Here is a 24,125-nt window from a genome sequence, read left to right as displayed (position 1 = left end):
GTCAGTCACCTGCCTGGATGAGACCGCCCCGGCGCCGCATCAGGAACGCGGTGAACACCATCGACAGGGCGAACAGCACCAGCGCCACCACGCAGGCCGAGCCGTAGTCGAAGCGCTGGAAGCCGAGGTTGTACACGAGCTGGGGGAGGGTGAGCGTGGACTTGTCCGGGTAGCCGGGCTCGAACTGGGTGCCCGCGCCCTGGATCACGCCCGAGGCGACCTTTCCGGCGATCAGCGGCTGGGTGTAGTACTGCATCGTCTGGATCACACCCGTGACCACCGCGAACATCACGATCGGCGAGATGTTCGGCAGCGTGACGTACCGGAAGCGCTGCCAGGGGGAGGCGCCGTCCAGCTCCGCGGCCTCGTACTGCTCCGTGGGCACGTCGAGCAGCGCGGCCATGAAGATGACCATCAGGTCGCCCACGCCCCACAGGGCGAGCATCGTCAGGGCCGGTTTGGACCAGGTGGGGTCGTTGAACCAGCCGGGCGCGGAGATCCCGACCCGCTCCAGGAGGGAGTTGACCGGGCCCGTACCGGGGTTGAGGAGGAAGGCGAAGGCCATGGTCGCCGCCACCGGCGGGGCCAGGTAGGGCAGGTAGAACAGGGTGCGGAAGACACCCGTGCCCGTCCTGATCCTGGTGATCAGCAGGCCCACGCCGAGCCCGAAGACCACCCGCAGGCTCACCATCACCAGGACCAGCCACAGGGTGTTGCGCAGGGCCGGCCAGAACAGCGGGTAGTTCTGGAAGACGTACGTCCAGTTCCCGGTGCCGCGCCACGTCGGCGGCTGGAAGCCGTCGTAGTGAACGAACGAGAAGTAGACGGTGGAGATCAGCGGATACGCGAAGAAGACCGCGAAGCCGATCAGCCACGGCGACATGAAGGCGAGGGTCTTCAGCGCCGAGCGGCGGCGCTTGGACGCCAGGGTGACGGTGGTCATGCGCCCCTACTTCGCCTGCGCGATGTCCGTGTCGATCTGCTGAGCCGCCCTGAGCAGGCCGGCCTTGAGATCCTTCGTCCTGCCGCTCTCGTAGTCGTAGCCGAACTGCTGGATCGTCACCAGGTACTGGCCGCCGTTGACGGAGGCGGGCGTCGTGGTCGAGTACGGGTTGGCGGCGATGTCCAGGAAGGTCTTGAAGCGCGGGTCGTACTTCAGCTTCGGGGACTTCAGCGCGGCCAGCGTGGAGGGCACGTTGTGGATGTCGTTGGCGAAGCCGACCACCGCGTCGGTGTCCGTGGTCATGTACTTCACCAGCTCCCAGGCCGCGTTCTGCTTCTTGCTGGTGGCGGCGATGCCGGCGATGGTGCCGCTGATGTAGCCCTTGCCGTACTGGTCGGCCTGGTCGTCGGGGACGGGCAGCGGGGCGACGCCGATCTCGAACTTCGGCTTGGCCTCCTCGGCCATGCCCAGCCGCCACTCGCCGTCGAGCTGCATGGCCACCTGGCCGGTGTGGAAGGGGTGCTTGGGGCCCCACTCGTCGCCGAGGGTGGCGCGGTACTTCTCCAGCTTCCGGTAGCCGCCGAGTTCGTCCACGAGCCGCTTCTGAAGGGTGAAGCCCTTCTCGAACGCAGGATCCTTCGCCAGGTTCGACTTGCCGCTGGAGTCGAAGTACGCCGGGGAGAACTGCGCGAAGTAGTGCTCGGTCGTCGACTCCCAGCCGTGGTAGTCCGGCATGAAGCCGAGCTGCCGGTAGCCGTCGCCCCGGGGGATCGTCAGCTTCTTGGCGTCGGCCTCGAACTCGGACCAGGTCCTCGGGGGGTTCTCGATGCCCGCGGCGGCGAAGGCGTCCTTGTTGTAGTAGAGGCCGTAGGCGTCGCCCAGCAGCGGCACCGTGCAGCGCTTGCCGTCGAACTGGGTGTACTCGTTCATCGCCTTGGGGAAGGTCTTCTCCGGGTCTGTGTCCGTCTTCGCGAAGAACGGGTTGAGATCGACCAGCGCGCCCGAGGAGCAGAACTTCCCGACGTTGTTGGTGGTGAAGGAGGAGATCACGTCGGGCGCCTTGTCGCCGCCGGTGCGCAGCGCCTGGTTGATCTTGTCGTCGGTCATGTTGCCGACGACGTTGACGCGGATGTTGGGGTGCGCCTTCCGGAAGCCGTCGATCAGCGACGTGACGGCCTTCACCTCGCTCGGATCGCTCCAGGCGTGCCAGAAGTTGATGGTCGTGTCCTTCGACGCGTCGTCGTTCGCGCCGGAGTTCGGCTGACCGGTGCAGGCGGTGGCGAGCAGTGCCATGGCGGCGGAGGCAGCGAGGGCGAGGGCCGCTTTCCGGGACACTTCGGGCATGGCTGGATCTCCCTGGGACGGGCGGGCGGTGAGGGAAGGGGCGGGGCGGGTACGGCAGTCGGTACGGCGGTCAGCGCGAGGTGTCGAAGACCTCGTCGCGGGTGGTCGCGAGCGCGCTCTCCAACGCGCCGCGGAGCACGGGGTGTTCACGGACGTCGCCGACCACCAGGCGGGGCCGGGAGGCGGCCAGTTCCTCCAGTTCGGCCTGGACCAGGGCGCGCAGCACCTCGCCGCCGGCGGTGAGCGAGGCGCCGCTGAGGACGACGAGTTCGGGGTCGAGGACGGAGACGAGGGAGGCGAGACCGGTCGCGAGCCGGGTCGCGTATGTCGTCAGGAGCGTGCGGTGGGGGCCGGTGGCGTGGTCGGCGGCGCGGGCGACGAGTTCGGCGGCGGCCTCGGCGGAGGATCCCGTGGGCAGGTCCTCGATGCCCAGCTCGCGGGCCAGTTTCGGCAGCGCCTGCGAGCCGGCCAGTTCCTGGTAGCCGCCGCTGTTTGCCTTGGTCACCTGGCGGACCAGCGGGGTGCCCGGCACCGGCAGGAAGCCGACCTCGCCGGCGCCGCCGGTCCAGCCGCGGTGCAGCCGGCCGCCGAGCACCAGGGCGGCGCCGAGGCCCTCCTGGTTCCACAGCAGCACGAAGTCCTGGTGGCCGCGGGCCGCGCCGAGCCGCTGCTCGGCCATGGCCACGAGGTTGACGTCGTTCTCGTACTCCACCGGCATCGGCAGCGCGGCGGCGAGCTCGTCGAGCAGGGTGGGGGAGTGCCAGCCGGGCAGATGGGAGGCGTAGCGCAGCCGGCCGGTGTTGGGGTCGAAGGCACCGGGGGTGCCGATGACCAGCCGGTGCACGTCGCCGGGGGCCAGCCCCGCCGCCTTCACCGCACCGTCGAGGGCGTCGGTGACCTGCCGTACGACGGGCTGGGACGGGCGCCGGCCGGGGGTCGGCAGCTCGTACTCGCCGACGGTGCGGCCGGTGATGTCGGCGACGGCGGCGCGGATGCGGAGGGGGGTGACGTCCAGCCCGGCGGCGTGGGCGGCGGTCGGATCGACCGCGTACAGCTGGGCGTTGGGGCCCGGGCGTCCCTCGCTGGTCCCCGTGGCGAGGACCAGCCCGGCGGCCTCGAGACGGGCCAGGAGCTGGGAGGCGGTCGGCTTGGACAGGCCGGTCAGCTTGCCGATCCTGGTGCGCGACAGCGGCCCGTGCTCCAGCAGGAGGTCCAGGGCGGCGCGGTCGTTCATGGCGCGCAGGACCCGCGGGGTGCCCGGCGTGCCGGCGGTTCCTGGCATACGTGTCGGCACCTGCCCTCCCCTGGAGATCACTGTTAGGAAAGTTTCCTATTTGGGTGGGAGGAAGGTATGCCCGGGGTGAAGCGAACGTCAAGAGAAAAGTGCCCCCGGGCAACGGAGTCGTTACCTGTGGGGGCGGCGAGGGTGCGCGCGGCGGGAGCCCGGTCCGGTCAGTCCTTGAGGAACGGTGCCGTGTCCAGCGTGGGGTACGGCGCCGGGAGGGGGAGCGGATCGCCGAGGTCGACCTTGGCCTCGTCGTCGTAGTACGCCTTGGTGGGGTCCTCGTCGGGGAGCACGGGGGTGGTGTAGCAGTGGGCGGTCCGGGTCTCGCGGTTGATCAGGACGTAGACGGAGACGCCCGCGGCGGCGTAAGTGCGGAGCTTGGGGCCGGTGTCCGTCCAGTGGTTGCTCGACGTCACCTCGCCGACGAGGGCGATCATGTCGACGGGGTACCAGCCCTTGTGGGTCCTGCGGTAGGACTCGTCGAGTTCGGAGGCCTTGCGTCGCCGAACGTAGAAGTCCGGAATGAGCAGGGCCATGGTGCCGCCGTCCTTGTTGGCGGCGCGATAACCGTTCCCCATGCCCGCCAGTTCGAACCCGGCGTTGAAGAACTGGACCGCGAGCTCGAAGGCTCCGTCGTTGTGATGGTCGTTCGGCTGTGGCGGCACGATGACCGTCCCCTCGATGTACTCCGGCCGAATCGGCATCGGCGACGCCTGTTCGATCGCGTTCAACAGGTCGATGGGGTCCACCTGCGTCATCACCGGCTCCATGATCGGTTCGGCGCTCATCGCTGATCTCCTTGTCGCGCTGGTGTCAGGCTACGCCCGCGCCGGGTGCCCCGGCAGAACGATGGAGCGTGCGGGGCGCGTCGCACGATGGAATCCGCACCCCTTCACTCGAACGAGTGTGCTGAACCGTTCCGTCCCTCTTTCGGACACGCGAGAGGCGGCGCCCGGAGGGTTCCGGGCGCCGCCTCTTTTCGCCGTGGAGGCGCAGTGGTGCTACTTCGACAGGGACGGCGGCGGGATCGGTGAGGCCGCCAGGGACTGCGGGGAGGTGGTGCTGGCGAATGCCGAGGGGGCCGACATGCCCGCCGTCGGGTCGGCTGCCGCCTCTTCCGCCGGGGCGGTCGCGTCGCCCACGATCCGGATGCCGGCCGCGTCGAAGGCGCGCTTGATGCGCCAGCGCAGCTCCCGCTCGACGGTCACCGACTTGCCCGGCATGGTCTTGGCGGTGACGCGGACGACCATGGAGTCGATCAGCACGCTGTCCAGGCCGAGCACCTCGATCGGGCTCCACAGGAGCTCGTTCCAGGGCTCCTCCTTGCTCATCCGCTCGGCGACCTCGTCGAGGGTGGCCTTCACCTTGTCCAGGTCCTCGTCCGTCCTGACGGTGACGTCGACGCCGGCCGTGGCCCAGCCCTGGGAGAGGTTGCCGATGCGCTTGATCTCGCCGTTGCGGACGTACCAGATCTCGCCGTTCGCCCCGCGCAGCTTGGTCACGCGCAGTCCGACCTCGATCACCTCGCCGGCGGCGACGCCCGCGTCGATCGAGTCGCCGACGCCGTACTGGTCCTCCAGGATCATGAAGACGCCGGAGAGGAAGTCGGTGACCAGGTTGCGGGCGCCGAAACCGATCGCCACACCGGCCACACCGGCCGAGGCCAGCAGGGGCGCCAGGTTGATCTCGAAGGTGGCCAGCACCATCAGCGCCGCGGTGCCCAGGATCAGGAAGCTCGTCACCGAGCGCAGCACCGAGCCGATCGCCTGCGAGCGCTGCCGGCGGCGCTCGGCGTTGACCAGCAGCCCGCCCAGCGCCGTGCCGTCCACCGCCTGGGCGGTACGGGCCATGCGGTCTATGACCTTGGTGATCGCCCGCCGGACCACGCCTCTCAGCACCGCCGCGATCACCAGGATCAGCAGGATCTTCAGGCTGATGGCGAGCCACGTGGACCAGTTCTGCTCGACCCAGCTGGCCGCGTTCGTCGCGGTCTCGTGGGCGTCCTGGAACGTCGGGACCGTCAGGGCCGGCGACTCGGAGGGCGACGGCGACGGCGACGGACCGGCGGCCGGCAGGACGGCGGGCAAGGACACGGCAGGTACCTCCAGGTGCAATCCGCCCTCCGGCACGGGGTCAATATCGACTGGGTCACGAAGAGATCACCGGACGGGCAGAACCACCACACTAACGGTGCAGGGTGTGTGGGTTCCCGTGAAGTCCGGGGAAGGGCGCATGGGGAGACGGTGACCACCGGCCTCTGATCAGGCCGTGTGAAGGGGCCGTGATCCGGGGGATGAATGAGGTGTGGTCGAAAACACTCCCAGCCCGTTACCGGGACATGGTGGCGCGTTCACCAGGCATGAGGGGAAACTGACTGCAGGCAGCCCCGGCGCGAGCCACGCGCCGCCGGCGTACAAGGAGGCATCCGTGCCGCATGTCCTGGTCCTCAACGCGTCGTACGAGCCCCTCGGCGTCGTACCGCTCCGCCGCGCGCTCGTCCTCGTCCTCGAGAACAAGGCAGTCTGCCTCGAGGAGTCCGGCGCCTATCTGCACAGCGCAACCGTCACCGTCCCCGCACCCAGCGTGGTCCGGCTCAAGCGTTTCGTACGGGTTCCCTACCGGGGGCCCGTTCCTCTGACCCGAAGGGCGCTGTTCGCGCGCGACGGGGGCCGGTGCATGTACTGCGGTGGCATCGCCACCAGCGTCGACCACGTCATCCCGCGCTCGCGCGGGGGCCAGCACGTCTGGGACAACGTGGTGGCCTCCTGCCGCCGCTGCAACCACGTCAAGGCCGATCGCCACCTGGTCGAGCTCGGCTGGCGCCTGCGCCACAAGCCGGCCCCGCCCACGGGCCTGGCCTGGCGCATCATCGGCACCGGGCATAGGGACCCGCGCTGGCTGCCCTACCTGCAGCCGTACGGCGCGGACGACGCCTTGGCCCGGATCGACGGTATCTCCGCCTGACGATTCCGGGCCTTCGCATTGCCCACGGCCACCCGCCCGGAGCGCGGTCCCCACGGCCACCCGCCTGGGGACCGCGCTCCGGACGCGGGCCGTGGGCGGCGCGTGTCACCGGGGCCGGTCGCGAAGACCGGAACGATCAGGTGGTGCCGAGGCTCGCCAGGGCGTGCCGGACGGCCGCGAGTGCCTCCTCGTCGCTGACGTCGAGTTGCCTGGCCGCGGCGGCGTAGGTGCCGGCGTACTCGTGGAGCTTCGCCTTGACGTCGGTGGCGGGTGCCGGGGCGATGACCTGCGTGCCGGAGCCCCGGCGGCTCTTGACGAGGCCCGCGGCCTCCAGTTCGCGGTAGGCGCGCACCACCGTGTTGTTGGCCAGTCCCAGGTCGGAGGCGAGCTGGCGCACGGACGGCAGCCTGTCGCCCATGCGCAGCCGGCCGACGGAGATGAGATCGGCCAGTTGCGCGCGGATCTGCTCGTAGGGCGGCACCGGGGAGGGGTGGACGACCCTGATGCTCACGTCGTTCGCGTTCACAGCCGCACCTTGACATAGGCCTGCGGGAGCAGCGAGACGCAGAGGCAGTGACCCGCGGTCACGGCGGAGACGAGGGCGGTGACGGCCAGCCCCCACAGCGCCGCCACTTTCATCACTCCTCCACAGGCCAGGCTCAGCACCGCGACGCCCATCGTCAGGGAGACGCCGAAAAGAGGCGCGCACACGAGTACCCCCCACGCGCCGATCGCGGCCCGGGCCCCGGTGAGACGCTGGTCGTCGCTTCCGGACCCGGCGGTGATACGGCGCAGGAGCAACGCGCCGACAACGGTACCCAGTGCGAGACCACCGAGAGCGGGCCGCGCGTAGTGCGGGCCGGGCCACGGCGACAGTACCTGGGCCCCCGCCGGGCAGGTGACGGACAGCGCGTGCCCCGAGCGTCCCGCCTCGTCCGGCGAGGCCGTCACCACGGCGACGACCAGCAGGACGAGGAGCACGGCGGCCTGCACGGTCAGCGCGACGGTCAGGGCACGGGGCACGTAGTCCCGGATCCGGCGCGGTGTCATGCTGGCGACGCGCAGCCGGCCGGGGCTCCGGCGGGCGAGCGCGTCCGCCGCGAAGGCGCTCGCCATGACGCACAGTCCGAACACGGCGAACTTGTACAGCAGGTCCACGTCCGACTCGGAGCCATAGCTGACCAGTGCGTTCACCGTCAGTCCGGCCGCCGCGCCGGTCCACCGTACGAGGGTTTCGAGGCTCTGACGCCACGAGTCGCCGTTCTCTGTGGCAGCACGCATGCCGATCCCTGCTCTCCCGCAAGTGCATCAACTACTTGATACAATTCCCGGTGAATCAAACTGTGTCAAGTAGTTGATACGCAAGGCTCACGCGTACCGCAGCTCCGCGGGACGGACCGAGCGCCGCAGCAGCGGCAGCGAGGCGGCCGCGGCCAGCAGGCAGGTGGCGTACACGCCGGCGGGGACCAGGAGTGCCGTGTACGGCACGGTCCCGGCGGCGAGGAGGGCGTACCAGAGGCCGATCGCCAGGCCGCCCGCGCCCGCCACGAGGACGGCCGGGGCCAGGGGCAGGGCGGTTTCCAGCAGGAGGGCCCGGGCGAGTACCCGCTGCGGTACTCCGGCGGCCACCTGCGCGGCCAGCGCCCGGCGACGGGTGGCGACGGACTCGGCGGTGCCGACGGCGAGCGCGATGAGGACGACCGTGAGGGCGAGGACGATGGCCGCGGCCGTGAGGTTCAGGCCCGTGACGTAGAAGGAGGCGTCCGCGGCGAAACCGTGCGTGTCGTCCGCGGTTTCCAGCTCGGCGAGCAGCGCCTGCCGCACCCCCGTGTAGCCGGTGCCGACCACCGTCACCAGCAGCACCGCCGCATGGGTGCGGGCCGCCGCCCACGGGTCGTCCCGCAGCCGTTCCGCCGCGATCAGCACCGCCGGGGAGCCGGTCCGGGCCGCGAGCAGCCGGCCGGTCAGCCGGGACAGGGCGCCCGTGAGCCACACCGCGCCCGCGCCGACGGCCAGGACCGCCGCCATGAAGACGAGCGGGCCCCTCGTCAGGCCCGCGTGCGGGGAGTCGGCGGACGTACCGGCCACCGCCCCCAGCGCCACCACGCCGACGACCAGCAGTCCGCCCACGAACATCAGCGCCGGGCCACGCCCCGACCGCGCGTGGCTCCGCCGCACCCAGCCCAGCGGCGAGGCCACCACGCGGCGCAGCGCCAGCACCCCGGCCGCCATGCCCAGTACCGGTGTCGCGGCCGCGACCAGCGCCATTCCGGCCCACGCCGACGCGGTCGGCCGCTCCCACACGGCCACCAGCACCGCTGCCGCCCCGGCCGTGGCGAGTGCCGAGCCCAGCAAGCAGGCTAACCCCGTCTCCAGCGCGGCGATCCGCCGCACCCGGCCCGGCTCCGCGCCCGCCAGCCGCAGCACGGCCGTCCGCCGGTCGCGGTGCACCGCGCCGATCCGGGCGCACTGCCCGAGGAACCCGAGCACGGGCACCAGCAGGAGCAGCAGCGTGACGATCACCCCGGAGCGCTCGCCGGGCTGGTCGAGCAGGCCGTTGCCGAAGGAGAAGCGGTACTGCCCGTGCACCGAGGACAGGACGGCGGCCGCCAGGCCCAGCCCCGTCGCGCACATCGCCCCCGCTGCCGTGAGCGCGATCCGCCACCACTCCCACCGGTCCGAACCCCGGACGAGCAGCCAGGCCAGCCGCAGATCGGTTCTCACGCGAGCACCCCCGACGCGACCGTCACGCCGTCCTGCAACCGCACCTCGCGGTCGGCGTACGCCGCCACCTGGGCGTCGTGCGTGATCAGCAGGACCGCCGTGCCCGCCTCCCGGGCGGCTTCGACCAGGGCCGTCATCACCTGTTCGCTCGCCAGCGAGTCCAGTGCCCCCGTCGGCTCGTCCGCGAACACCACCCTTGGGGCGGTCACCAACGCCCGTGCCAGGGCCACGCGTTGCGCCTGGCCTCCGCTCAACTCCCCTGGGCGCGCGGCCTCCTGCTCCCGCACGCCGAACCGCTCCAGCCATGCCCCCGCCTGCTCCTGGGCCGCCCCCCGCGCGGTCCCGGCCAGCATCAGCGGCAGTGCGACGTTGTCCACGGTGGTCAGCTCGGGGATCAACTGGCCGAACTGGAACACCACTCCGAAGTCGGTGCGGCGCAGCTCGCTCAGGCGCTGCTCCGGCAGCCTGTCGACGCGCTCCTCGCGGTACGTCACCGAGCCCGCGTCCGGCCGGACGATGCCCGCCAGGCAGTGCAGCAGCGTGGACTTCCCGCTGCCGCTGGCGCCGGTCACGGCGACGGTCTCGCCCTCGCGCAACTCCAGGCACGCCCCGCGCAACGCTGGCGTCCTGCCATGGGACTTGACGAGGTCTCGGGCCACCAGAAGGGGCGCCGGAGGGTTGCTCATGCTCGGTCGACCTCCACGGTCAGAGCGGTCAAAGTGGTGAGCCGGGCCTGGGTGGTGGTCATCCAGCGCAGGTCGGCGGCGAGGTGGTTGAGGGCGTAGTCCGCCGAGAGCACGGTCGTCAGATCGGCGCCCGGGGCGGTCTTGACCGCCGTCAGCTCCCGCATCCGCTCCATGTGCGCGGCGCGTTGCGCGAGCAGATGGGCGGCGGGGTCGCCACCCGTGAGGATCGCCACGACGACCTTCGCGAAGATCTCGTTCGTCACGAAGGGCGCGGGAGGCGTGACCTGCCCGGCCCAGACGGCCACGTCCCGGGAGCCCTCGGCCGTGAGGCGGTACAGCGTGCGCTCCGGCCCGCCGTCGGAGTCGGTGCCCTCCACCTGGGCCAGTCCGTCGCGGACCAGCCGCTGCAGGGTCGTGTAGACCTGCCCGTAGGCCAGCGGGCGGGCTTGCGGGAAGTGTTCGTCGTGGCGTCGCTTCAGGTCGTAGCCATGGCTCGGCCCCCCGGCGAGCAGGCCCAGCAGGATGTGGCGGGTGCTCATGCGCTCAGTATGTACTGAGTACATGTACTGAGTGAATAGCGATCGCGAGTTTTTCGCCGGACGGTCTCGCCGGACATTCCGACCGCGTCGGCTGCCCGGTGGGCTCAGTCCGCGACCGCGTACGCCTCCACCGACCACAGCGAATAGCCGTACTGGGTGGCTCGCTTGTCGCCCTGCACGCGGATGTAGCGGACGTCCCGCGCGTCCATGCGCAGGGTTTCGCGGCCGCCGGTGCTGTTGCGGACGGTGGTGGCGGTGCGCCAGCGGCGGCCGTCGGCGGAGACCTGGACGCGGTAGGCGGAGGGGTGGGCGTCCTGCCAGTGGAGGGCGACCTTGCCCAGGCGCACCGGGTTCGGCAGCTCCACCTGCCACCAGGCGCCGTCGTCGACGGGGGAGGACCAGCGGGTGTCCGGGTTGCCGTCGATCGCGGCGGAGGCCGGGAAGTCGGGGGTCTCGTCGGCGGAGGAGCGCGCCGTGCCGGTGCGGGCCAGGTCGGGGCCGGCGGTGCGCGGGAAGGCGCGGACCGTGAGGGTGCGGGTCACTCCGGCGAAGGTGACGCGGATGTCGTACGCGCGTGCGGGCGTGGCCGGCGGCACGGTCACCTCGACGGGGACGTCCACCGTGGTGCCGCGGGGCACGGTGAGCGAGGTGGTGGGGACGCGGACCTTGATGCCCTTGGGGGCCTCCACGGTGACCTTGCCCTGCACGTCGGCCGGACGGCCGGAGGACAGCCGGGCGGTCAGCCGCTCCGTGCCGCCGATCTCCGCGTCGGCCTCGGCGCGCGGCAGCTCCAGATCCGCGACCGGGGTGTCGGCGAACCAGGGGACCAGGTGGCGCACCCGGGAGGGGTAGGCGCCGGTCACGCGGACGGCGTCGACGCCGGTGCCGGCCGGCGGGGGAGTGGGCTGCACGAGGGCCGGCGGGCGCGTCCAGACGCCCGGAGCCGGGGAGACCGGAGGCCAGAGGGCAGGCGGGTGCGTCGCCGGGCCGCCCGGGGACGGGGACCGCACGGTGTCCAGCTCCGTCGCGCCCCGCTCCGCCAGCGATCCCACCCGGCGCCAGCCCTGTCCGGGGACGTGGACCTCGACGCCACCGGTGGTTCCGGGGTCGCTGAGGACCGTCACGGCGGTGAGGGCGCGGGCGTGCGGGAAACGGATCGTGCGGCCGTCCGGCGCCCCGTCCGGGTCCTCGGCCGGCTCGTGCGTCAGGCCCGCCCAGGTCTCGTACTCCTGCCGCGCCCGGTCGAGGAAGGGGTCCAGTACGCCCTTGCCGACCGTCACATCGGCCTGCTTGGCCTCGGCCCGCAGCCGGTCCAGCGTCCGGTACGCGGTCCAGGCCCCCGCCGCGTCGCCCGCGCGCTGGGCGCGGAGCATGTCGAGCGCCGCCTCACCCGCCTTGCCGTAGCGGGCCAACTGCGCGGACCACGGCGCGACTTCGTCCGCCAGGGTGCCCTCGCCGGCCAGTTCCCGCGGCAGGTCGCGCAGCACCGTGAAGGCGGCGCGCAGCCGCTGCTCGGCACGCTCGTTCGTGGCCCGGTCCGTCGTCGTACGGGCCTGCCACAGGTCCGCGATCAGCGGACGCAGATACGCCGACTCGGTGCCGCCGAGCACCGAGGACGCGTCGTTGCCGGCCAGGGCCGACAGCGCCTCGTGGCGCCGTGCGTCGCCCCCCGCGAGGTCGGCGATGGCCGCCTGCCAGGACTCCTCGGGGCGGTAGTCGCGGGGGTTCCAGGCGTAGTCGGCCGCCGTGAACAGCGGGATGCGGGAGGCCTCCGCCTGCTCCATCGCGTTGGCCAGCAGGGCGGCCGAGCCGCTGGCGACGGCCGGTTCACGCCCGGTGTACGGGCCGAGGAAGATGCGGTCCTCGGCGTAGTCGTTGACCGGGTAGTTGTCCATGGTGACCAGCGGATGCGCGAACGCGGCGCGGGCGTCGGCCAGTTCGTCGCCGGTGATGGTCCGCGGCACCACGCCCACCCCGGTCCAGGCGACGTGCACCGACGCGTCCAGCGCGGTCGCCAGCGCCCGCCGGTAGGGCGTCGCGCCGTCCTCGTAGAACTCCGTCGGCATCAGCGACAGCGGCGCCGCGTCCGGATGCCGTTCCGCCAGGTGGCGGGCGACCTCGTTGGCCACCCGCGCCTGCGCCCGTGCCGCCGCGTCCGGGCCGGAGCCGAAACGGGCCGGGTCCGCGCCGCAGTGCCACTCGCTGTAGCTGACGTTCTGGAACTGGAGCTGGAACGCCCGGAAACCGAGCTCCCACATCGCGTCCAGCTTGCGGGTCAGCGCCCGTACGTCGTCGTCCGAGGCGAAGCACAGCGACTGGCCCGGCGCCACCGCCCAGCCGAGCGTGACGTGGTTGGCGCTCGCCCGGTCGGCCAGCTCCCGGAAGGCGGCCCGCTGTATGGCCGGGTACGGCTCGCGCCAGCGCTCCTGGCGGTAGAGGTCGTCGCCCGGGGCGTACAGGTACCGGTTCTGCTTGGTGCGGCCCATGAAGTCCAGCTGGGCGAGCCGCTGCTGCTGTGTCCACGCGGTGCCGTAGAAGCCCTCGGTGGTGCCGCGCACGGCGGTGCCCGGCCAGTCCCGGACGGTCACCCCGGGGACGGTCCCGTCGGGGCGCAGCAGCTGCCGCAGCGTCTGCACGGCGTGGAACAGGCCGTCCTCGCCGGCGCCGGTGAGTGTCAGGGCGCCGCCGCCCGTGGCGATGAGGTAGCCGCCGGAGGGCAGCGCGTGCCGCGGGTCGCCGTGCGCCCGCTCGGTGTACGCGCGCACCACCAGGGCGCCCGCCGGAACCGGGTCCGCCACGGCGAGGTCCGTGACCGTCCGGGCCCCGGCCCCGTACAGCAGCGAGCGCAGCGCGCTCAGGGCGTACGGGTCCGCCTCCGTGTCGGTGACGAGGGCGACGTTCCGGTCGGCGACCTTCACCGCGCCGCCGGTCGTCCGCAGGGACTGCGGGCGCGGCCACACCGCGAGGCCGGAGGAGTCCGTGGCGGGGTGCTCCGGGTTCGCGGCCGGGAGGCCGGTGCCGGGGTCGGGGGCGGACGGCGCCGCGACGGCCGCGGGTGCGGCTCCCAGTGTTCCGGCCATGACTGCGAACGCGAGTGCGGCCGCGCTCTTCCCGTGCCCCATACCGCGCCGACGCCGCACGGCCCCTCCTCGTCGATCGGCCTTCGCCGGGCGAGCCGAAGGCAGTGTCGAAGAGTCCTGACCACACCATCCCTGCGGGAAGGTGTCAACGAGAGTGGCCGTTGTGCCGTGATTGCCCCAACCTGGTGAAGGGGAATGTGACCAGCGGCACGTAGGTCGTTCTCATGCGTCTGCCGCGGCGAGCACTGGGTAGGGCTGCGGTAATCCCCTTGATGCCGTACTCGACAAGGAGGCCCCCGTGGCCGCACCGGCACACCTTCTGCTCTCGGCCCTGTCCAAACACGTGGCGGAGCCGCCCGCCGACCACCTGCTGCCCGCCGACCCCGGCCTGAGCGTGTTCAGCGCGGAGGCTACCCGCGCCGACGTCCCGCTGACCAGCGAGCCGCCGCTGCCCGACGCCGAGCCGCTGACCAGCGAACCGCCGCTCGCCGAGGCCGCCCCCCTGACCAGCGAATCGGTCGCCGAGTCGGCCGAACAGGACCCCTGTCGCGCGGAGTTGTAGATGACGGAACCCTGGCCGGACGAACCTCCCGGACCTCACCAACCTTCCGGATCTCCCGGATCTCCCGGATCTCCCGGATCTCCCGGATCTCCCGGATCTCCCGGATCTCCCGGATCTCCCGGATCTCCCGGATCTCTCGGTGACGAGCTGACCCGGCTCGCCGCGCTGCACGGCGTCGCCGCCTCCTACAGCCCCTCCCCGGGCCGTACGGTCACCGCCTCCGCCACCGCGGTCGTCGCGGCCCTGGCCGCCCTGGACGTCGACGCGAGCACCCCCGCGGCCGCCCGCGCCGCGCTCACCGCCGGCGAACGGGAACGGGACGAACGGCTGCTGCCGCCGACGGTGGTGTGCTGGCTGGGCCCCACGGACGATCCCGCGGACGGCCCCACCGGTGGCCCCGCGGGCGGCGGCGGCCCCGCGGCCGAGTCGGACGCCGGGCTGCCGCCGGCCGCCCTCGCCGGGCTGCCGCCCGGCACCCGGCTGGACGTCGAGACCGAGCGGGGCGAGACCCGCTCCTGGGTGCACGGCGTGGACGGGACGGACCGTGTGGACCGCCTTCCGCCGGGCGTCCACCGGCTGACCGCCACCGCCCCCGACGGTCGCACCGGGCAGGCGCACCTGATCGCCGCCCCGCCCCGGCTGCCCACCCCGGCGGGACGCTCGTACGGGCTGCTCGTCCAGCTGTACTCCCTCCTCTCCCACCGCTCCTGGGGCATGGGCGACCTCGGTGACCTCGCCGAGCTCAGCAGTTGGGCCGGACGGGCGCTGGGCGCCGGGTTCGTGCAGGTCAACCCGCTGCACGCGGCCGTGCCCGGACCACCCGCCGACCCGTCCCCCTACCGCCCCTCCTCGCGTCGCTTCCCCGACCCGGTGCACCTGCGCGTCGAGGACGTCCCGGAGTTCGCCTACGCCGAGGACCGAGAGCGGCTGCGGCCCCTGCTGGAGCGGGCCGGCCGGCTGCGCGCCGCCGTACTGGACGAGGGCGCGCTGATCGACCGGGACGCGGTGTGGGAGCTCAAGCGGGAGGCGCTGGAGCTGGTGCGGCGGGTGCCGCTGGGACCCGGCCGCCGCGCCGCCTACGCCGACTTCCTCGCCGAGCAGGGCCGGGCCCTGGAGGACCACGCCACCTGGTACGCCCTCGCCGAGGTGCACGGCTCGGACCGGAGCCGGTGGCCCGAGGGGCTGCGGGACCCCCGCTCGACGGAGACGGCCCGCGCCCGCGCCGCGCTGGCGGACCGCGTCGACTTCCACTCCTGGCTCGCCTGGCTCACCGACGCCCAGCTCACCGCCGCCCAGCGCACGGCCCGCGAGGCGGGCATGGGGATCGGGATCGTGCACGACCTCGCTGTGGGCGTGCACCCCGGCGGGGCCGACGCCTGGGCGCAGCGGGACCACTTCGCGGCCGGCATGTCGGTCGGCGCACCGCCGGACGCCTTCAACGCGCGCGGTCAGGACTGGGGCCTGCCGCCCTGGCGCCCCGACCGCCTCGCCGCCTCCGGCTACGCGCCCTTCCGCCGGCTGCTGCGCGCCCTGTTCCGCTACGCGGGCGCCCTGCGCATCGACCACGTCATGGGCCTCTTCCGGCTGTGGTGGATCCCGCGGGGCCTGCCGCCCACCGAGGGCACGTACGTCCGCTACGACGCCGAGGCGATGCTCGCCGTGCTGGTGCTGGAGGCCTCGCGGGCGGGCGCCGTGGTGATCGGCGAGGACCTGGGGACGGTGGAGCCCGGCGTGCGCGAGACCCTCGACCGGCGCGGGGTGCTCGGCACCTCGGTGCTGTGGTTCGAACGGGACTGGGAGGGGTCGGGCCGCCCACTGCCCCCCGAACGCTGGCGCGCGGACTGCCTGGCCACCGCCACCACCCACGACCTGCCGTCCACCGCGGCCCGCCTCACCGGCGAACACGTCGAACTGCGCCACCGCCTCGGCCTGCTCACCCGTCCCCTGGAGGAGGAGCGCGAGGAGGCCGCCGAGGACGTCGGCGAGTGGCTGGCCCTGCTGGCGGAGCTGGGCCTGCTGCGGGGCACGGACGACGGCGCCTCCTCGGAGGAGGCCGGGATCCAGGCCGTCCACCGCTTCCTGCTGCGCACCCCGGCCCGCATGATCGGTCTGTGGCTGCCGGACACGGTCGGCGACCGGCGTCCGCAGAACCTGCCCGGCACCTGGGACCAGTACCCGAACTGGCGCCTGCCCGTCGCCGACGCCGAGGGCCGTCCGGTGACCCTGGAGGACCTCGCCGCGTCCCCCCGGCTGCACGCCCTGACGGACGTGCTGCGGACGGACGCACGGGCGGCGCCGGGCGACGAGGGCTGACCGCCGGGCGACTCACGCCGGTGCCGAACAGCGCGGATACGGTACCCCGGGCGCGCGACCCGTTTCGGGGTTCGCTACGTTTGCACCGTGGACAAGAAGAACGCCCTGCGCGCCGGCGCTCTGGCCGCCGGTACGACGCTGATGATGCTGCTCATGTCGTCTCCCGCGCTCGCGCTGACCCGCGACGACGGCGACGACCCCGGCCCGGGCCTGAGCGTCGTCCAGACGCTGGGTCTGTTCGTCGGTCTCCCCCTCCTGCTGTTCGTGGTCATCACCGGCCTGGTCATGGTCCTGGACAAGTCCAAGGACCGGCTGTCGCGCACGAGCCGGGACGTGGACGTCAAGGCCAAGGCCTGACCGAGTCCTCCTCCCGCCGCGGGCCCGTCCGCAGCACACTCCCTCCGAGGGCGCCGACCTCGCCGTACGTACGCGCACAGCCGCCGTACGTGGGCGAGGTGGGCGCCCTGGGTGCGTTGCGGGACCGGCGGGCCGGGCGGCCGCGGGGTCACCGGCCGATTCCTACGCCGGCGCCCCTGATGACTCCGACGTCCCGGCCAGCAGCTCCCTGAGCAGAGCGGCCAGCTCGCCCGCCCGTTCGGTGTCCAGGGCGGACAGCGCCTCCGTCTGCGCGGCCAGTCCCGCGCCGACCGCCTCGTCGATGAGCCGCAGCCCCTTGTCGGTCAGCGTGACCTTGAGACCGCGGCGGTCGTGCGGATCCGGCGAGCGGCGCAGCAGCCCCGCGACCTCCAGCTTGTCCAGCCGCCCGGTCATCCCACCCGTGGTGAGCATGAGCGTCGCCGAGAGCTGCCGGGGCGAGAGGGTGTAGGGCTCGCCGGCCCGGCGCAGTGTCGCCAGCACGTCGAACTCGCCCCGCGAGATCCCGAACGGCGCGTACGCCTTCTCCATCCGGTCTCCCATCGCCCGCGAGAGCCGGAAGATCCGCCCGAAGACCTCCATCCCCGCGGTGTCGAGATCGGGCCGCGCGGCCGCCCACTGGTCGATGATCGCGTCGACGGCGTCCCTGCGCTGCTGGGGGCGTTCACTCATGGACCGAGTATCCGCCGCCCTACGGTCGACCGCAAGAAAGTGGCTTGACGTTAAGTAGCTTACGACTAAGCTATTTGTATGGCTGTCTCTCAGCGTCCCGCCTCCACCTGGTCCCTCGCCGCCCTCACCGCCCTCGCCCCCGTCTCCTGGGGCACCACCTACGCCGTCACCACCGAGTTCCTGCCTCCAGGCCGGCCGCTCTTCACGGCGCTGGCCCGGGCGCTGCCCGCCGGGCTGCTGCTGCTCGCGCTGGCCCGGGTGCTGCCGAAGGGCGCCTGGTGGTGGAAGGCGGCGGTCCTCGGCGCGCTGAACATCGGCGCCTTCTTCCCGCTGCTGTTCCTGTCCGCGTACCGCCTGCCGGGCGGGATGGCGGCGGTCGTCGGCTCGGTCGGACCGCTGTTCGTCGTGGGGCTCTCCGCGCCGCTGCTGGGACAGCGACCGACGGGGCGGGCGCTGCTCACCGGAGTGGTGGCCGCGTTCGGGGTCAGCCTCGTCGTGCTGAGGGCGGCCGGGGCGCTGGACGGCGTGGGCGTCGCCGCCGCCCTCGCCTCCACCGCCTCGATGTCCACCGGCACCGTCCTGGCCAAGAGGTGGGGCCGCCCGGCCGGTGTGGGTCCGCTCGCGCTCACCGGCTGGCAGCTCACCGCGGGCGGACTGCTGATCGCGCCCCTCGCCCTGCTGGCCGAGGGGCCGCCGCCCGCACTGGACACCCGGGCCCTCGGCGGCTACGCCTACCTCGCCCTGGCCAACACGGCGCTCGCCTACTGGCTCTGGTTCCGCGGCATCGGCCGGCTCTCCGCCACCCGGGTCACCTTCCTCGGCCCGCTGTCACCGCTCACCGCGGCCGTGGTCGGCTGGGCCGCCCTCGGTCAGGCGCTCACCCCGGTCCAACTGGTCGGCATGGCGCTGGCGTTCGGAGCGACGCTGGCGGGACAGCTCGGCGCGGCTCGTCCCAAGGGCACACCGGCACGATCGTTCAGCTCGCCTGAAAGGAATGCTCGAAAGGATTCGATGGACCTGACCGGTTCAGCGCTGCGACGGTAGAGCGGACCCCGCTCACCCACCAGCGAGAGGACCTACGTGGCCGACGTCCGCCCTCGGACCACCACACCGCCCCCACCCACCGGCAGCCCTACCACCGCCACCAGCGGCCCGAGGGCGGGCGCCCCCGCTCTCGGAACCGCGCTCGCCGCCCTCGCCACCGTCGTCTGGGCCGGCAGCTTCGTCACCTCGCGCGCGCTGCACGACAGCGTGCCGCCGGTGCAGCACGCGTTCTGGCGCTGGGTGGTGGCACTGGCCGCCGTCGCCCCGTTCGGCGCCCGCGCGGCCTGGCGGCAGCGGGAGCTGATCCGGCGCCACCTCGGCTATGTGCTGCTGACCTCCCTCCTCGGCGTCGCCGTCTACAACACCCTGGTCAACCAGGCCGGCCTGACCACCCCGGCGGCCAACATGGGCATGATCATGGCGGCCTCGCCGGTGCTGATGGCGGTCTTCGAACGGGCGAGCGGTGTACGGCTCGGCGCGCGCCGGGTCGTGGGGCTGCTGACCGCCTGCGCGGGCGTGCTGCTGCTCGTGGGCGGAGGAGGGATGGCGTCGTTCACGGCCGGGGACCTGTGGATGATCGTCGCGGCCTGCTGCTTCGGTTCCTACAGCGCCCTGCTGCGCCGCCGCCCCGCCGAGTTCGACGGCGTCGCCTTCCTCTTCACCACGTTCCTGTTCGGCACCGTGCTGCTCCTGCCCGCGCAGGCCGTCAGCCTCGCCGTCCAGGGCGGCTTCGAACCGGCCCCCGGCACGGTGCTGCCCCTGCTCTACGTCGGCGTCATGTCCTCCGCCGTGGCGTTCGTCGCCTGGGGCAAGGCGATCGCCCTCGTCGGCCCGACCCGCGCCGGACTCGTCTACTACCTGCAACCGGTCTGCGTGGCCCTGCTGTCGTGGGCCCTGCTCGGCGAGGCGATCGGCCCCCGGCAGGCGCTGTGCATGGCGCTGATCCTGGGCGGAGTGGTCCTCGGCACGGCCTCGCGCCGCTGAGGGAACTCGCGCGCGAACTCCGCACGGCGGCCCCGTACAGCCCGTATAGGTTGCCGCCATGGCCGAGTGGGAGATCCGGAAGCTGCTGATCCTGCGGACCCTGCGGGAGCAGGGGACCGTGACCGCGACGGCCGAGGCGCTGCGGATGACGCCGTCCGCCGTCTCGCAGCAGCTGACCAACCTGTCCAAGCAGCTCGGGGTGGAACTGCTGCAGGCGCAGGGGCGGCGGGTGCGGCTCACGGACGCGGCGCGGCTCGTGCTGCGGCACGCCGAGGCCGTGTTCGAGCAACTGGAACGAGCGGACGCCGAGTTGGCCGCGTACACCAAGGGCGAGGCGGGTGAGGTGCGGGTGGGTGCCTTCTCCACCGCGGTGCCCGCGCTCGTGGTGCCGGCGGTACAGGCGCTGCGCGGCACGCATCCGGCGGTGACCGTCCGGGTCCGGGAGGCGGAGGCGGGCGAGGCCTACGAACTGCTGGCGGCCGGGGAGGTCGACCTCGCGCTGTCCCTGGCCGCGCAGGCGCCCAGCGCGGTGGACCCGCGGTTCACACTGGTGCCGCTGCTCGCCGACCCGCTCGACCTCGCTCTGCCGCCGGGGCACCGGCTGGCCTCGGCGCCCCGGGTACGGCTCGCCGAGCTGGCGGAGGAGGCGTGGATCTTCGGCGGCAGCGGCCCTTGGTCGGACATCACGCGCGCGGCCTGCGAGGCGGCCGGGTTCAGCCCGTACCAGGGTCACTCGGCGGCCGGCTGGACGGCGATCCTGGCGATGGTGGAGGCGGGCATGGGCGTGGCACTCGTCCCGCGCATGGCGGCGGTGAGCAGGGAGGGCGTCGTGATGCGCGCCCTGGCCGCCGACCGGCCCTGCCGGCACGTGGTGGCGGCCGTGCGCAAGGGGGCGCGGGACGCGCCCGCGCCGGCGAGGGTGCTGGCGGCACTGCGGTCCGCGGCCGCCGGGCTCGCCCGCCCCGAGTGACGGGAGCAGACGGAGACCGGAAGGGAAAGGGGCGCCCGGTCGAGCACCGGGCGCCCCTTGTCGCCGCACGGGCGCCGGTACGGCATCGCCGTACCGGCGGTGTTACGGCTGGGCCGCCGCGTCCGCTGCCTGGGCCTTCAGAGCGCGCTCGACGCCCGCCCGCGACTCCGAGACCAGCCGGCGCAGGGCCGCGCTCGGCTCGGCCGAGGCCAGCCACTCGTCGGTCCTGCGCAGGATGTCCTCGGACACCTGGATCGACGGGTACAGACCGACCGCGATCTGCTGGGCCATCTCGTGGGAGCGGGCGCCCCAGATGTCCTTGACCACCGTGAAGTACCGGTCCGCGTACGGCGCCAGCAGCTCACGCTGGTCGGTCTGGACGAAGCCCGCGATGACCGCCTCCTGGACGGCGTTCGGGAGCTTGTCGGACTCGACGACCGACGCCCAGGCCTCCGCCTTGGCCTCCTCGGTCGGTCGGGCGGCGCGGGCGGTGGCCGCGTGCCGCTCACCGGCCGCGGTCTTGTCGCGCTCGTACTCGCCCGCGATCTCCGCCTCGTCGAACCGGCCGACGGCCGCGAGCCGCTCCACGAACGCCCAGCGCAGCTCCGTGTCCACGACCAGGCCCTCGATGGTGTGGGAGCCGTCCAGCAGGGACTCGAGCAGGTCGAGCTGCTCCGGCGTACGGGCGGTCGCCGCGAAGGCGCGCGCCCACGCCAGCTGGTGGTCGCTGCCCGCGTCCGCCGCGCGCAGATGGGCCAGCGTGGCGTCCGTCCAGCGGGTGAGCAGGGCCTCGCGGGCGGTCGGGTCGGCGTACAGGTCGACGGCCAGCTTCACCTGGCGGTGCAGCGACTGCACGACACCGATGTCGGACTCCTTGCCGATCCCGGACAGCACCAGCGACAGGTAGTCGCGGGTCGCCAGCTCCCCGTCGCGGGTCATGTCCCAGGCCGACGCCCAGCACAGGGCGCGCGGCAGCGAGGACTCGAAGTCCCCCAGGCGCTCGGTGACGACGGCCAGCGACCCCTCGTCCAGGCGCACCTTGGCGTACGACAGGTCGTCGTCGTTGAGCAGGACCACCGCCGGGCGGGGCCGGCCGGCCAGCTGCGGCACGTCGGTCAGCTCGCCGTCCACGTCCAGCTCGATCCGGCCGTCCGCGGCGCGCACCAGCTTGCCGCTCGCCTCGTCGAGGTCGTACAGGCCGACCGCGATCCGGTGCGGGCGCAGGGTCGGCTCGCCCTTCGCGCCGGCGGGCAGGGCGGGGGCCTCCTGGCGGATGGCGAAGGAGGTGATGACGCCCTGGGCGTCGGTCTCGATCTCCGGGCGCAGGATGTTGATGCCGGCCGTCTCCAGCCACTTCTTCGACCAGGTCTTCAGATCGCGCCCGGAGGTCTCCTCCAGCGCGCCCAGCAGGTCGGACAGGCGCGTGTTGCCGTAGGCGTGCCGCTTGAAGTACGCCTGCACGCCCCGGAAGAACTCGTCCATGCCGACGTAGGCGACCAGCTGTTTGAGGACGCTCGCGCCCTTGGCGTAGGTGATGCCGTCGAAGTTGACGAGGACGTCGTCCAGGTCGTGGATCTCCGCCATGATCGGGTGGGTGGACGGCAGCTGGTCCTGCCGGTACGCCCACGTCTTCATGGAGTTGGCGAACGTGGTCCACGAGTGCGGCCAGCGCGAGCCCGGGGCGTACGCCTGGCAGGCGATGGAGGTGTAGGTGGCGAACGACTCGTTCAGCCACAGGTCGTTCCACCACTCCATGGTGACCAGGTCGCCGAACCACATGTGGGCCAGCTCGTGCAGGATCGTCTCGGCGCGCACCTCGTACGCCGCGTCGGTCACCTTGGATCGGAAGACGTACTGGTCGCGGATGGTGACCGCGCCCGCGTTCTCCATCGCGCCCGCGTTGAACTCCGGCACGAAGAGCTGGTCGTACTTCTCGAACGGGTAGGCGTAGTCGAACTTCTCCTGGAACCAGTCGAAGCCCTGCCGGGTGACCTCGAAGATCGCGTCCGCGTCGAGGAACTCGGCGAGGGAGGGCCGGCAGTAGATGCCGAGCGGGACCGACTGCCCGTTCTTCTCGTACACACCGTGGACGCTGTGGTACGGGCCGACGATCAGCGCCGTGATGTACGTCGAGATGCGCGGCGTCGGCTCGAACACCCAGACGTCGTCCTGCGGCTCGGGCGTCGGCGAGTTGGACACCACCGTCCAGCCCTCGGGGGCCTTCACGGTGAACTGGAAGGTGGCCTTCAGGTCCGGCTGCTCGAAGTTGGCGAAGACCCGGCGGGCGTCCGGGACCTCGAACTGGGTGTAGAGGTAGGCCTGGTCGTCGACCGGGTCGACGAAGCGGTGCAGGCCCTCGCCGGTGTTGGTGTACGCGCAGTCGGCGACGACCCGCAGCACGTTGCGGCCCCGGAGCAGGCCCGGCAGGGCGATCCGGGAGTCCTCGAAGACCTCGGCGGGGTCGAGGGCGTCGCCGTTGAGGGTCACCTCGTGGACGGCCGGGGCCACCAGGTCGACGAAGAAGGCGGCGCCGTCCTCCGCGACGTCGAAGCGCACCGTGGTCACGGACCGGTAGGTACCGCCCTCCTGCGCGCCGGAGAGGTCGAGATCGATCTCGTACGAGTCAACGGTGAGCAGCTTCGCCCGCTGCTGCGCCTCTTCGCGAGTCAGGTTTGTGCCAGGCACGCGGTCATCTCCTCGTGATGTGTGGATTGCGCCATCCTTCCACGTGACCCGCACGGAACGCGACGACCGGATCCCGCCGGTGACGGGTGCGGCGGGGCATGAGCCTGAGGGCATGACGACAGTGAGCGAAACGACGGGACACAGCGCACGTGCCATCGCCCCGGCCGTGCTGGCGCGGCTGCGGGAACGGGACGACGCCGGACGTCCGACGGCCCCCTTCACCGACGAGGAGGGCGGCGCGCCCCTGCGCTGCTGTCTGCGCAGGAGCGAGCCGGGGGAGCGGATCGCGTTGGTCTCCTACGCCCCGCTGCGGCGCTGGGCGGCGGAGACGGGCGCCACTTTGGGCGCGTACGACGAGCGGGGGCCGGTCTTCGTCCACGCGCGGGAGTGCGCGGGGCCGGCCCGCGAAGGCCACCCGTTCACCAACGCCCACCGTGTGGTCCGGCGCTACGGCGCCGACGGGCGCATCCTGGGCGGGCGGCTGGTCGGCGAGGGCTCCGCCCGGTTCGACGCGGCCTTCGCGGAAGCGTTCGACGACCCGGCCGTGGCGCTCGTCCACGTCCGGGCCGTCGAGTCAGGGCTTGATCAAGTTCCCTCGGTTCCCGGGTTGTTGGTGATGCCCAGGAGTGGAAGTGCTCGTTGGGGTTGGTCGCGGATTGCGCGGGTGGTCTTGGCGATGTTGTCGGCTCCCAGGGTTCTGAGCAGGCCGATGGCAAGGTTGCGGAGGGTGGCCATGGCCCGGGGTGCGGTGCCGGTGTGGACGGTGGAGGCGTCCTCGGCGAAGGTCACGTCTCTCACGTGGTGCAGGGCTTCCACGGTCCAGTGGCCGCGGATCGCGGCGGCGAGCTCGGCGGGGCCGACCTGGTGGGCGTCGAGGCTGGTGACGGCGTAGACCGTCTCGCGGGTTTCGCGTCGGCCGGTCTGCCTGCGGCGGCGGTGGACGCGGACGGCCAGA

Annotated in this window: 21 protein-coding genes and 1 pseudogene; 8 read left to right on the top strand and 14 right to left on the bottom strand. The window is 72.8% G+C overall.

Annotated features, from left to right (window positions below):
- Position 1 precedes the first annotated feature (1 nt).
- The 5 genes from ACIQFZ_RS04895 to ACIQFZ_RS04875 form a co-directional block, all read right to left on the bottom strand.
- On the bottom strand, positions 2 to 943 hold the full coding sequence (locus tag ACIQFZ_RS04895; RefSeq protein ID WP_365773823.1) for a sugar ABC transporter permease: 942 nt from the start codon (positions 941 to 943) through the stop codon (positions 2 to 4).
- 6 nt (positions 944 to 949) lie between these two features.
- Complete coding sequence (locus tag ACIQFZ_RS04890) at positions 950 to 2,287, bottom strand: ABC transporter substrate-binding protein (RefSeq protein ID WP_402690632.1); 1,338 nt, start codon at positions 2,285 to 2,287, stop codon at positions 950 to 952.
- Positions 2,288 to 2,357: 70 nt separating this feature from the next.
- On the bottom strand, positions 2,358 to 3,569 hold the full coding sequence (locus tag ACIQFZ_RS04885; RefSeq protein WP_383055544.1) for an ROK family protein: 1,212 nt from the start codon (positions 3,567 to 3,569) through the stop codon (positions 2,358 to 2,360).
- Positions 3,570 to 3,739: 170 nt separating this feature from the next.
- Positions 3,740 to 4,360, bottom strand: a complete 621-nt coding sequence (locus tag ACIQFZ_RS04880) for a Uma2 family endonuclease (protein ID WP_402690631.1) — start codon at positions 4,358 to 4,360, stop codon at positions 3,740 to 3,742.
- A 213-nt stretch (positions 4,361 to 4,573) separates the two neighbouring features.
- On the bottom strand, positions 4,574 to 5,665 hold the full coding sequence (locus ACIQFZ_RS04875) for a mechanosensitive ion channel family protein (protein WP_402690630.1): 1,092 nt from the start codon (positions 5,663 to 5,665) through the stop codon (positions 4,574 to 4,576).
- Positions 5,666 to 5,999: 334 nt separating this feature from the next.
- On the opposite strand from ACIQFZ_RS04875, the gene ACIQFZ_RS04870 reads away from it, so the two are divergent.
- Positions 6,000 to 6,536: an HNH endonuclease gene (locus ACIQFZ_RS04870; RefSeq protein ID WP_365426008.1), complete on the top strand. Its 537-nt coding sequence runs from the start codon at positions 6,000 to 6,002 to the stop codon at positions 6,534 to 6,536.
- Positions 6,537 to 6,672: 136 nt separating this feature from the next.
- Here the strand turns inward: ACIQFZ_RS04870 and ACIQFZ_RS04865 are convergent, their stop codons facing one another.
- The 6 genes from ACIQFZ_RS04865 to ACIQFZ_RS04840 all read right to left on the bottom strand — a co-directional run bounded on the left by ACIQFZ_RS04865 (position 6,673) and on the right by ACIQFZ_RS04840 (position 13,565).
- Positions 6,673 to 7,062, bottom strand: coding sequence for a GntR family transcriptional regulator (locus ACIQFZ_RS04865; RefSeq protein ID WP_365426010.1), 390 nt, complete (start codon positions 7,060 to 7,062; stop codon positions 6,673 to 6,675).
- A complete protein-coding gene (locus ACIQFZ_RS04860) occupies positions 7,059 to 7,817 on the bottom strand; it encodes a hypothetical protein (RefSeq protein WP_402690629.1) in 759 nt (252 codons plus the stop codon). The genes ACIQFZ_RS04865 and ACIQFZ_RS04860 overlap by 4 nt, the downstream gene beginning before the upstream one ends.
- An 87-nt stretch (positions 7,818 to 7,904) precedes the next feature.
- Complete coding sequence (locus ACIQFZ_RS04855; protein ID WP_402690628.1) at positions 7,905 to 9,260, bottom strand: ABC transporter permease; 1,356 nt, start codon at positions 9,258 to 9,260, stop codon at positions 7,905 to 7,907.
- Positions 9,257 to 9,946, bottom strand: a complete 690-nt coding sequence (locus ACIQFZ_RS04850; protein ID WP_383055540.1) for an ABC transporter ATP-binding protein — start codon at positions 9,944 to 9,946, stop codon at positions 9,257 to 9,259. Before ACIQFZ_RS04850 ends, ACIQFZ_RS04855 begins: the two co-directional genes overlap by 4 nt.
- On the bottom strand, positions 9,943 to 10,485 hold the full coding sequence (locus ACIQFZ_RS04845) for a PadR family transcriptional regulator (protein WP_402690627.1): 543 nt from the start codon (positions 10,483 to 10,485) through the stop codon (positions 9,943 to 9,945). Before ACIQFZ_RS04845 ends, ACIQFZ_RS04850 begins: the two co-directional genes overlap by 4 nt.
- A gap of 104 nt (positions 10,486 to 10,589) precedes the next feature.
- Complete coding sequence (locus tag ACIQFZ_RS04840) at positions 10,590 to 13,565, bottom strand: beta-N-acetylglucosaminidase domain-containing protein (RefSeq protein WP_402690626.1); 2,976 nt, start codon at positions 13,563 to 13,565, stop codon at positions 10,590 to 10,592.
- A 298-nt stretch (positions 13,566 to 13,863) separates the two neighbouring features.
- On the opposite strand from ACIQFZ_RS04840, the gene ACIQFZ_RS04835 reads away from it, so the two are divergent.
- The 3 genes from ACIQFZ_RS04835 (at position 13,864) to ACIQFZ_RS04825 (ending at position 16,797) form a co-directional block, all read left to right on the top strand.
- Complete coding sequence (locus ACIQFZ_RS04835; protein ID WP_365426018.1) at positions 13,864 to 14,127, top strand: hypothetical protein; 264 nt, start codon at positions 13,864 to 13,866, stop codon at positions 14,125 to 14,127.
- Positions 14,128 to 16,440 carry a 4-alpha-glucanotransferase gene (gene malQ, locus ACIQFZ_RS04830; protein WP_402690625.1) on the top strand — a complete coding sequence of 771 codons (2,313 nt, stop codon included), beginning with the start codon at positions 14,128 to 14,130 and terminating at the stop codon, positions 16,438 to 16,440.
- Positions 16,441 to 16,527: 87 nt separating this feature from the next.
- Positions 16,528 to 16,797, top strand: a complete 270-nt coding sequence (locus tag ACIQFZ_RS04825; RefSeq protein WP_365426022.1) for a hypothetical protein — start codon at positions 16,528 to 16,530, stop codon at positions 16,795 to 16,797.
- A 162-nt stretch (positions 16,798 to 16,959) separates the two neighbouring features.
- Here ACIQFZ_RS04825 and ACIQFZ_RS04820 read toward each other — a convergent pair whose 3' ends face one another.
- Positions 16,960 to 17,487 (bottom strand): MarR family winged helix-turn-helix transcriptional regulator, encoded by a 528-nt coding sequence (locus tag ACIQFZ_RS04820; RefSeq protein ID WP_383055536.1) that lies wholly within the window; start codon positions 17,485 to 17,487, stop codon positions 16,960 to 16,962.
- Positions 17,488 to 17,565: 78 nt separating this feature from the next.
- On the opposite strand from ACIQFZ_RS04820, the gene ACIQFZ_RS04815 reads away from it, so the two are divergent.
- Genes ACIQFZ_RS04815 through ACIQFZ_RS04805 form a run of 3 tightly spaced genes read left to right on the top strand, consistent with a single transcriptional unit; the run spans position 17,566 to position 20,485 of the window.
- Complete coding sequence (locus tag ACIQFZ_RS04815; protein WP_365426024.1) at positions 17,566 to 18,531, top strand: EamA family transporter; 966 nt, start codon at positions 17,566 to 17,568, stop codon at positions 18,529 to 18,531.
- Between the two features lie 36 nt (positions 18,532 to 18,567).
- Complete coding sequence (locus tag ACIQFZ_RS04810) at positions 18,568 to 19,515, top strand: DMT family transporter (RefSeq protein ID WP_402690624.1); 948 nt, start codon at positions 18,568 to 18,570, stop codon at positions 19,513 to 19,515.
- Between the two features lie 58 nt (positions 19,516 to 19,573).
- Complete coding sequence (locus ACIQFZ_RS04805) at positions 19,574 to 20,485, top strand: LysR substrate-binding domain-containing protein (RefSeq protein ID WP_376650755.1); 912 nt, start codon at positions 19,574 to 19,576, stop codon at positions 20,483 to 20,485.
- A 102-nt stretch (positions 20,486 to 20,587) separates the two neighbouring features.
- Here ACIQFZ_RS04805 and pepN read toward each other — a convergent pair whose 3' ends face one another.
- Complete coding sequence (gene pepN / locus ACIQFZ_RS04800; RefSeq protein WP_402690623.1) at positions 20,588 to 23,170, bottom strand: aminopeptidase N; 2,583 nt, start codon at positions 23,168 to 23,170, stop codon at positions 20,588 to 20,590.
- 112 nt (positions 23,171 to 23,282) lie between these two features.
- On the opposite strand from pepN, the pseudogene ACIQFZ_RS04795 reads away from it, so the two are divergent.
- Positions 23,283 to 23,750 (top strand): annotated as a pseudogene (locus ACIQFZ_RS04795) (DUF1203 domain-containing protein); the annotation flags it as partial.
- Positions 23,751 to 23,755: 5 nt separating this feature from the next.
- Here ACIQFZ_RS04795 and ACIQFZ_RS04790 read toward each other — a convergent pair.
- Positions 23,756 to 24,125, bottom strand: a 370-nt coding sequence (locus tag ACIQFZ_RS04790) for a transposase (RefSeq protein ID WP_388733754.1), incomplete at its 5' end; no start/stop codon positions are given.

The sequence above is a fragment of the Streptomyces sp. NPDC093064 genome, assembly GCF_044754605.1.
In the GTDB taxonomy this organism is placed as follows: Bacteria; Actinomycetota; Actinomycetes; order Streptomycetales; family Streptomycetaceae; genus Streptomyces.
This window is presented reverse-complemented; position numbering and strand designations above follow the sequence as displayed.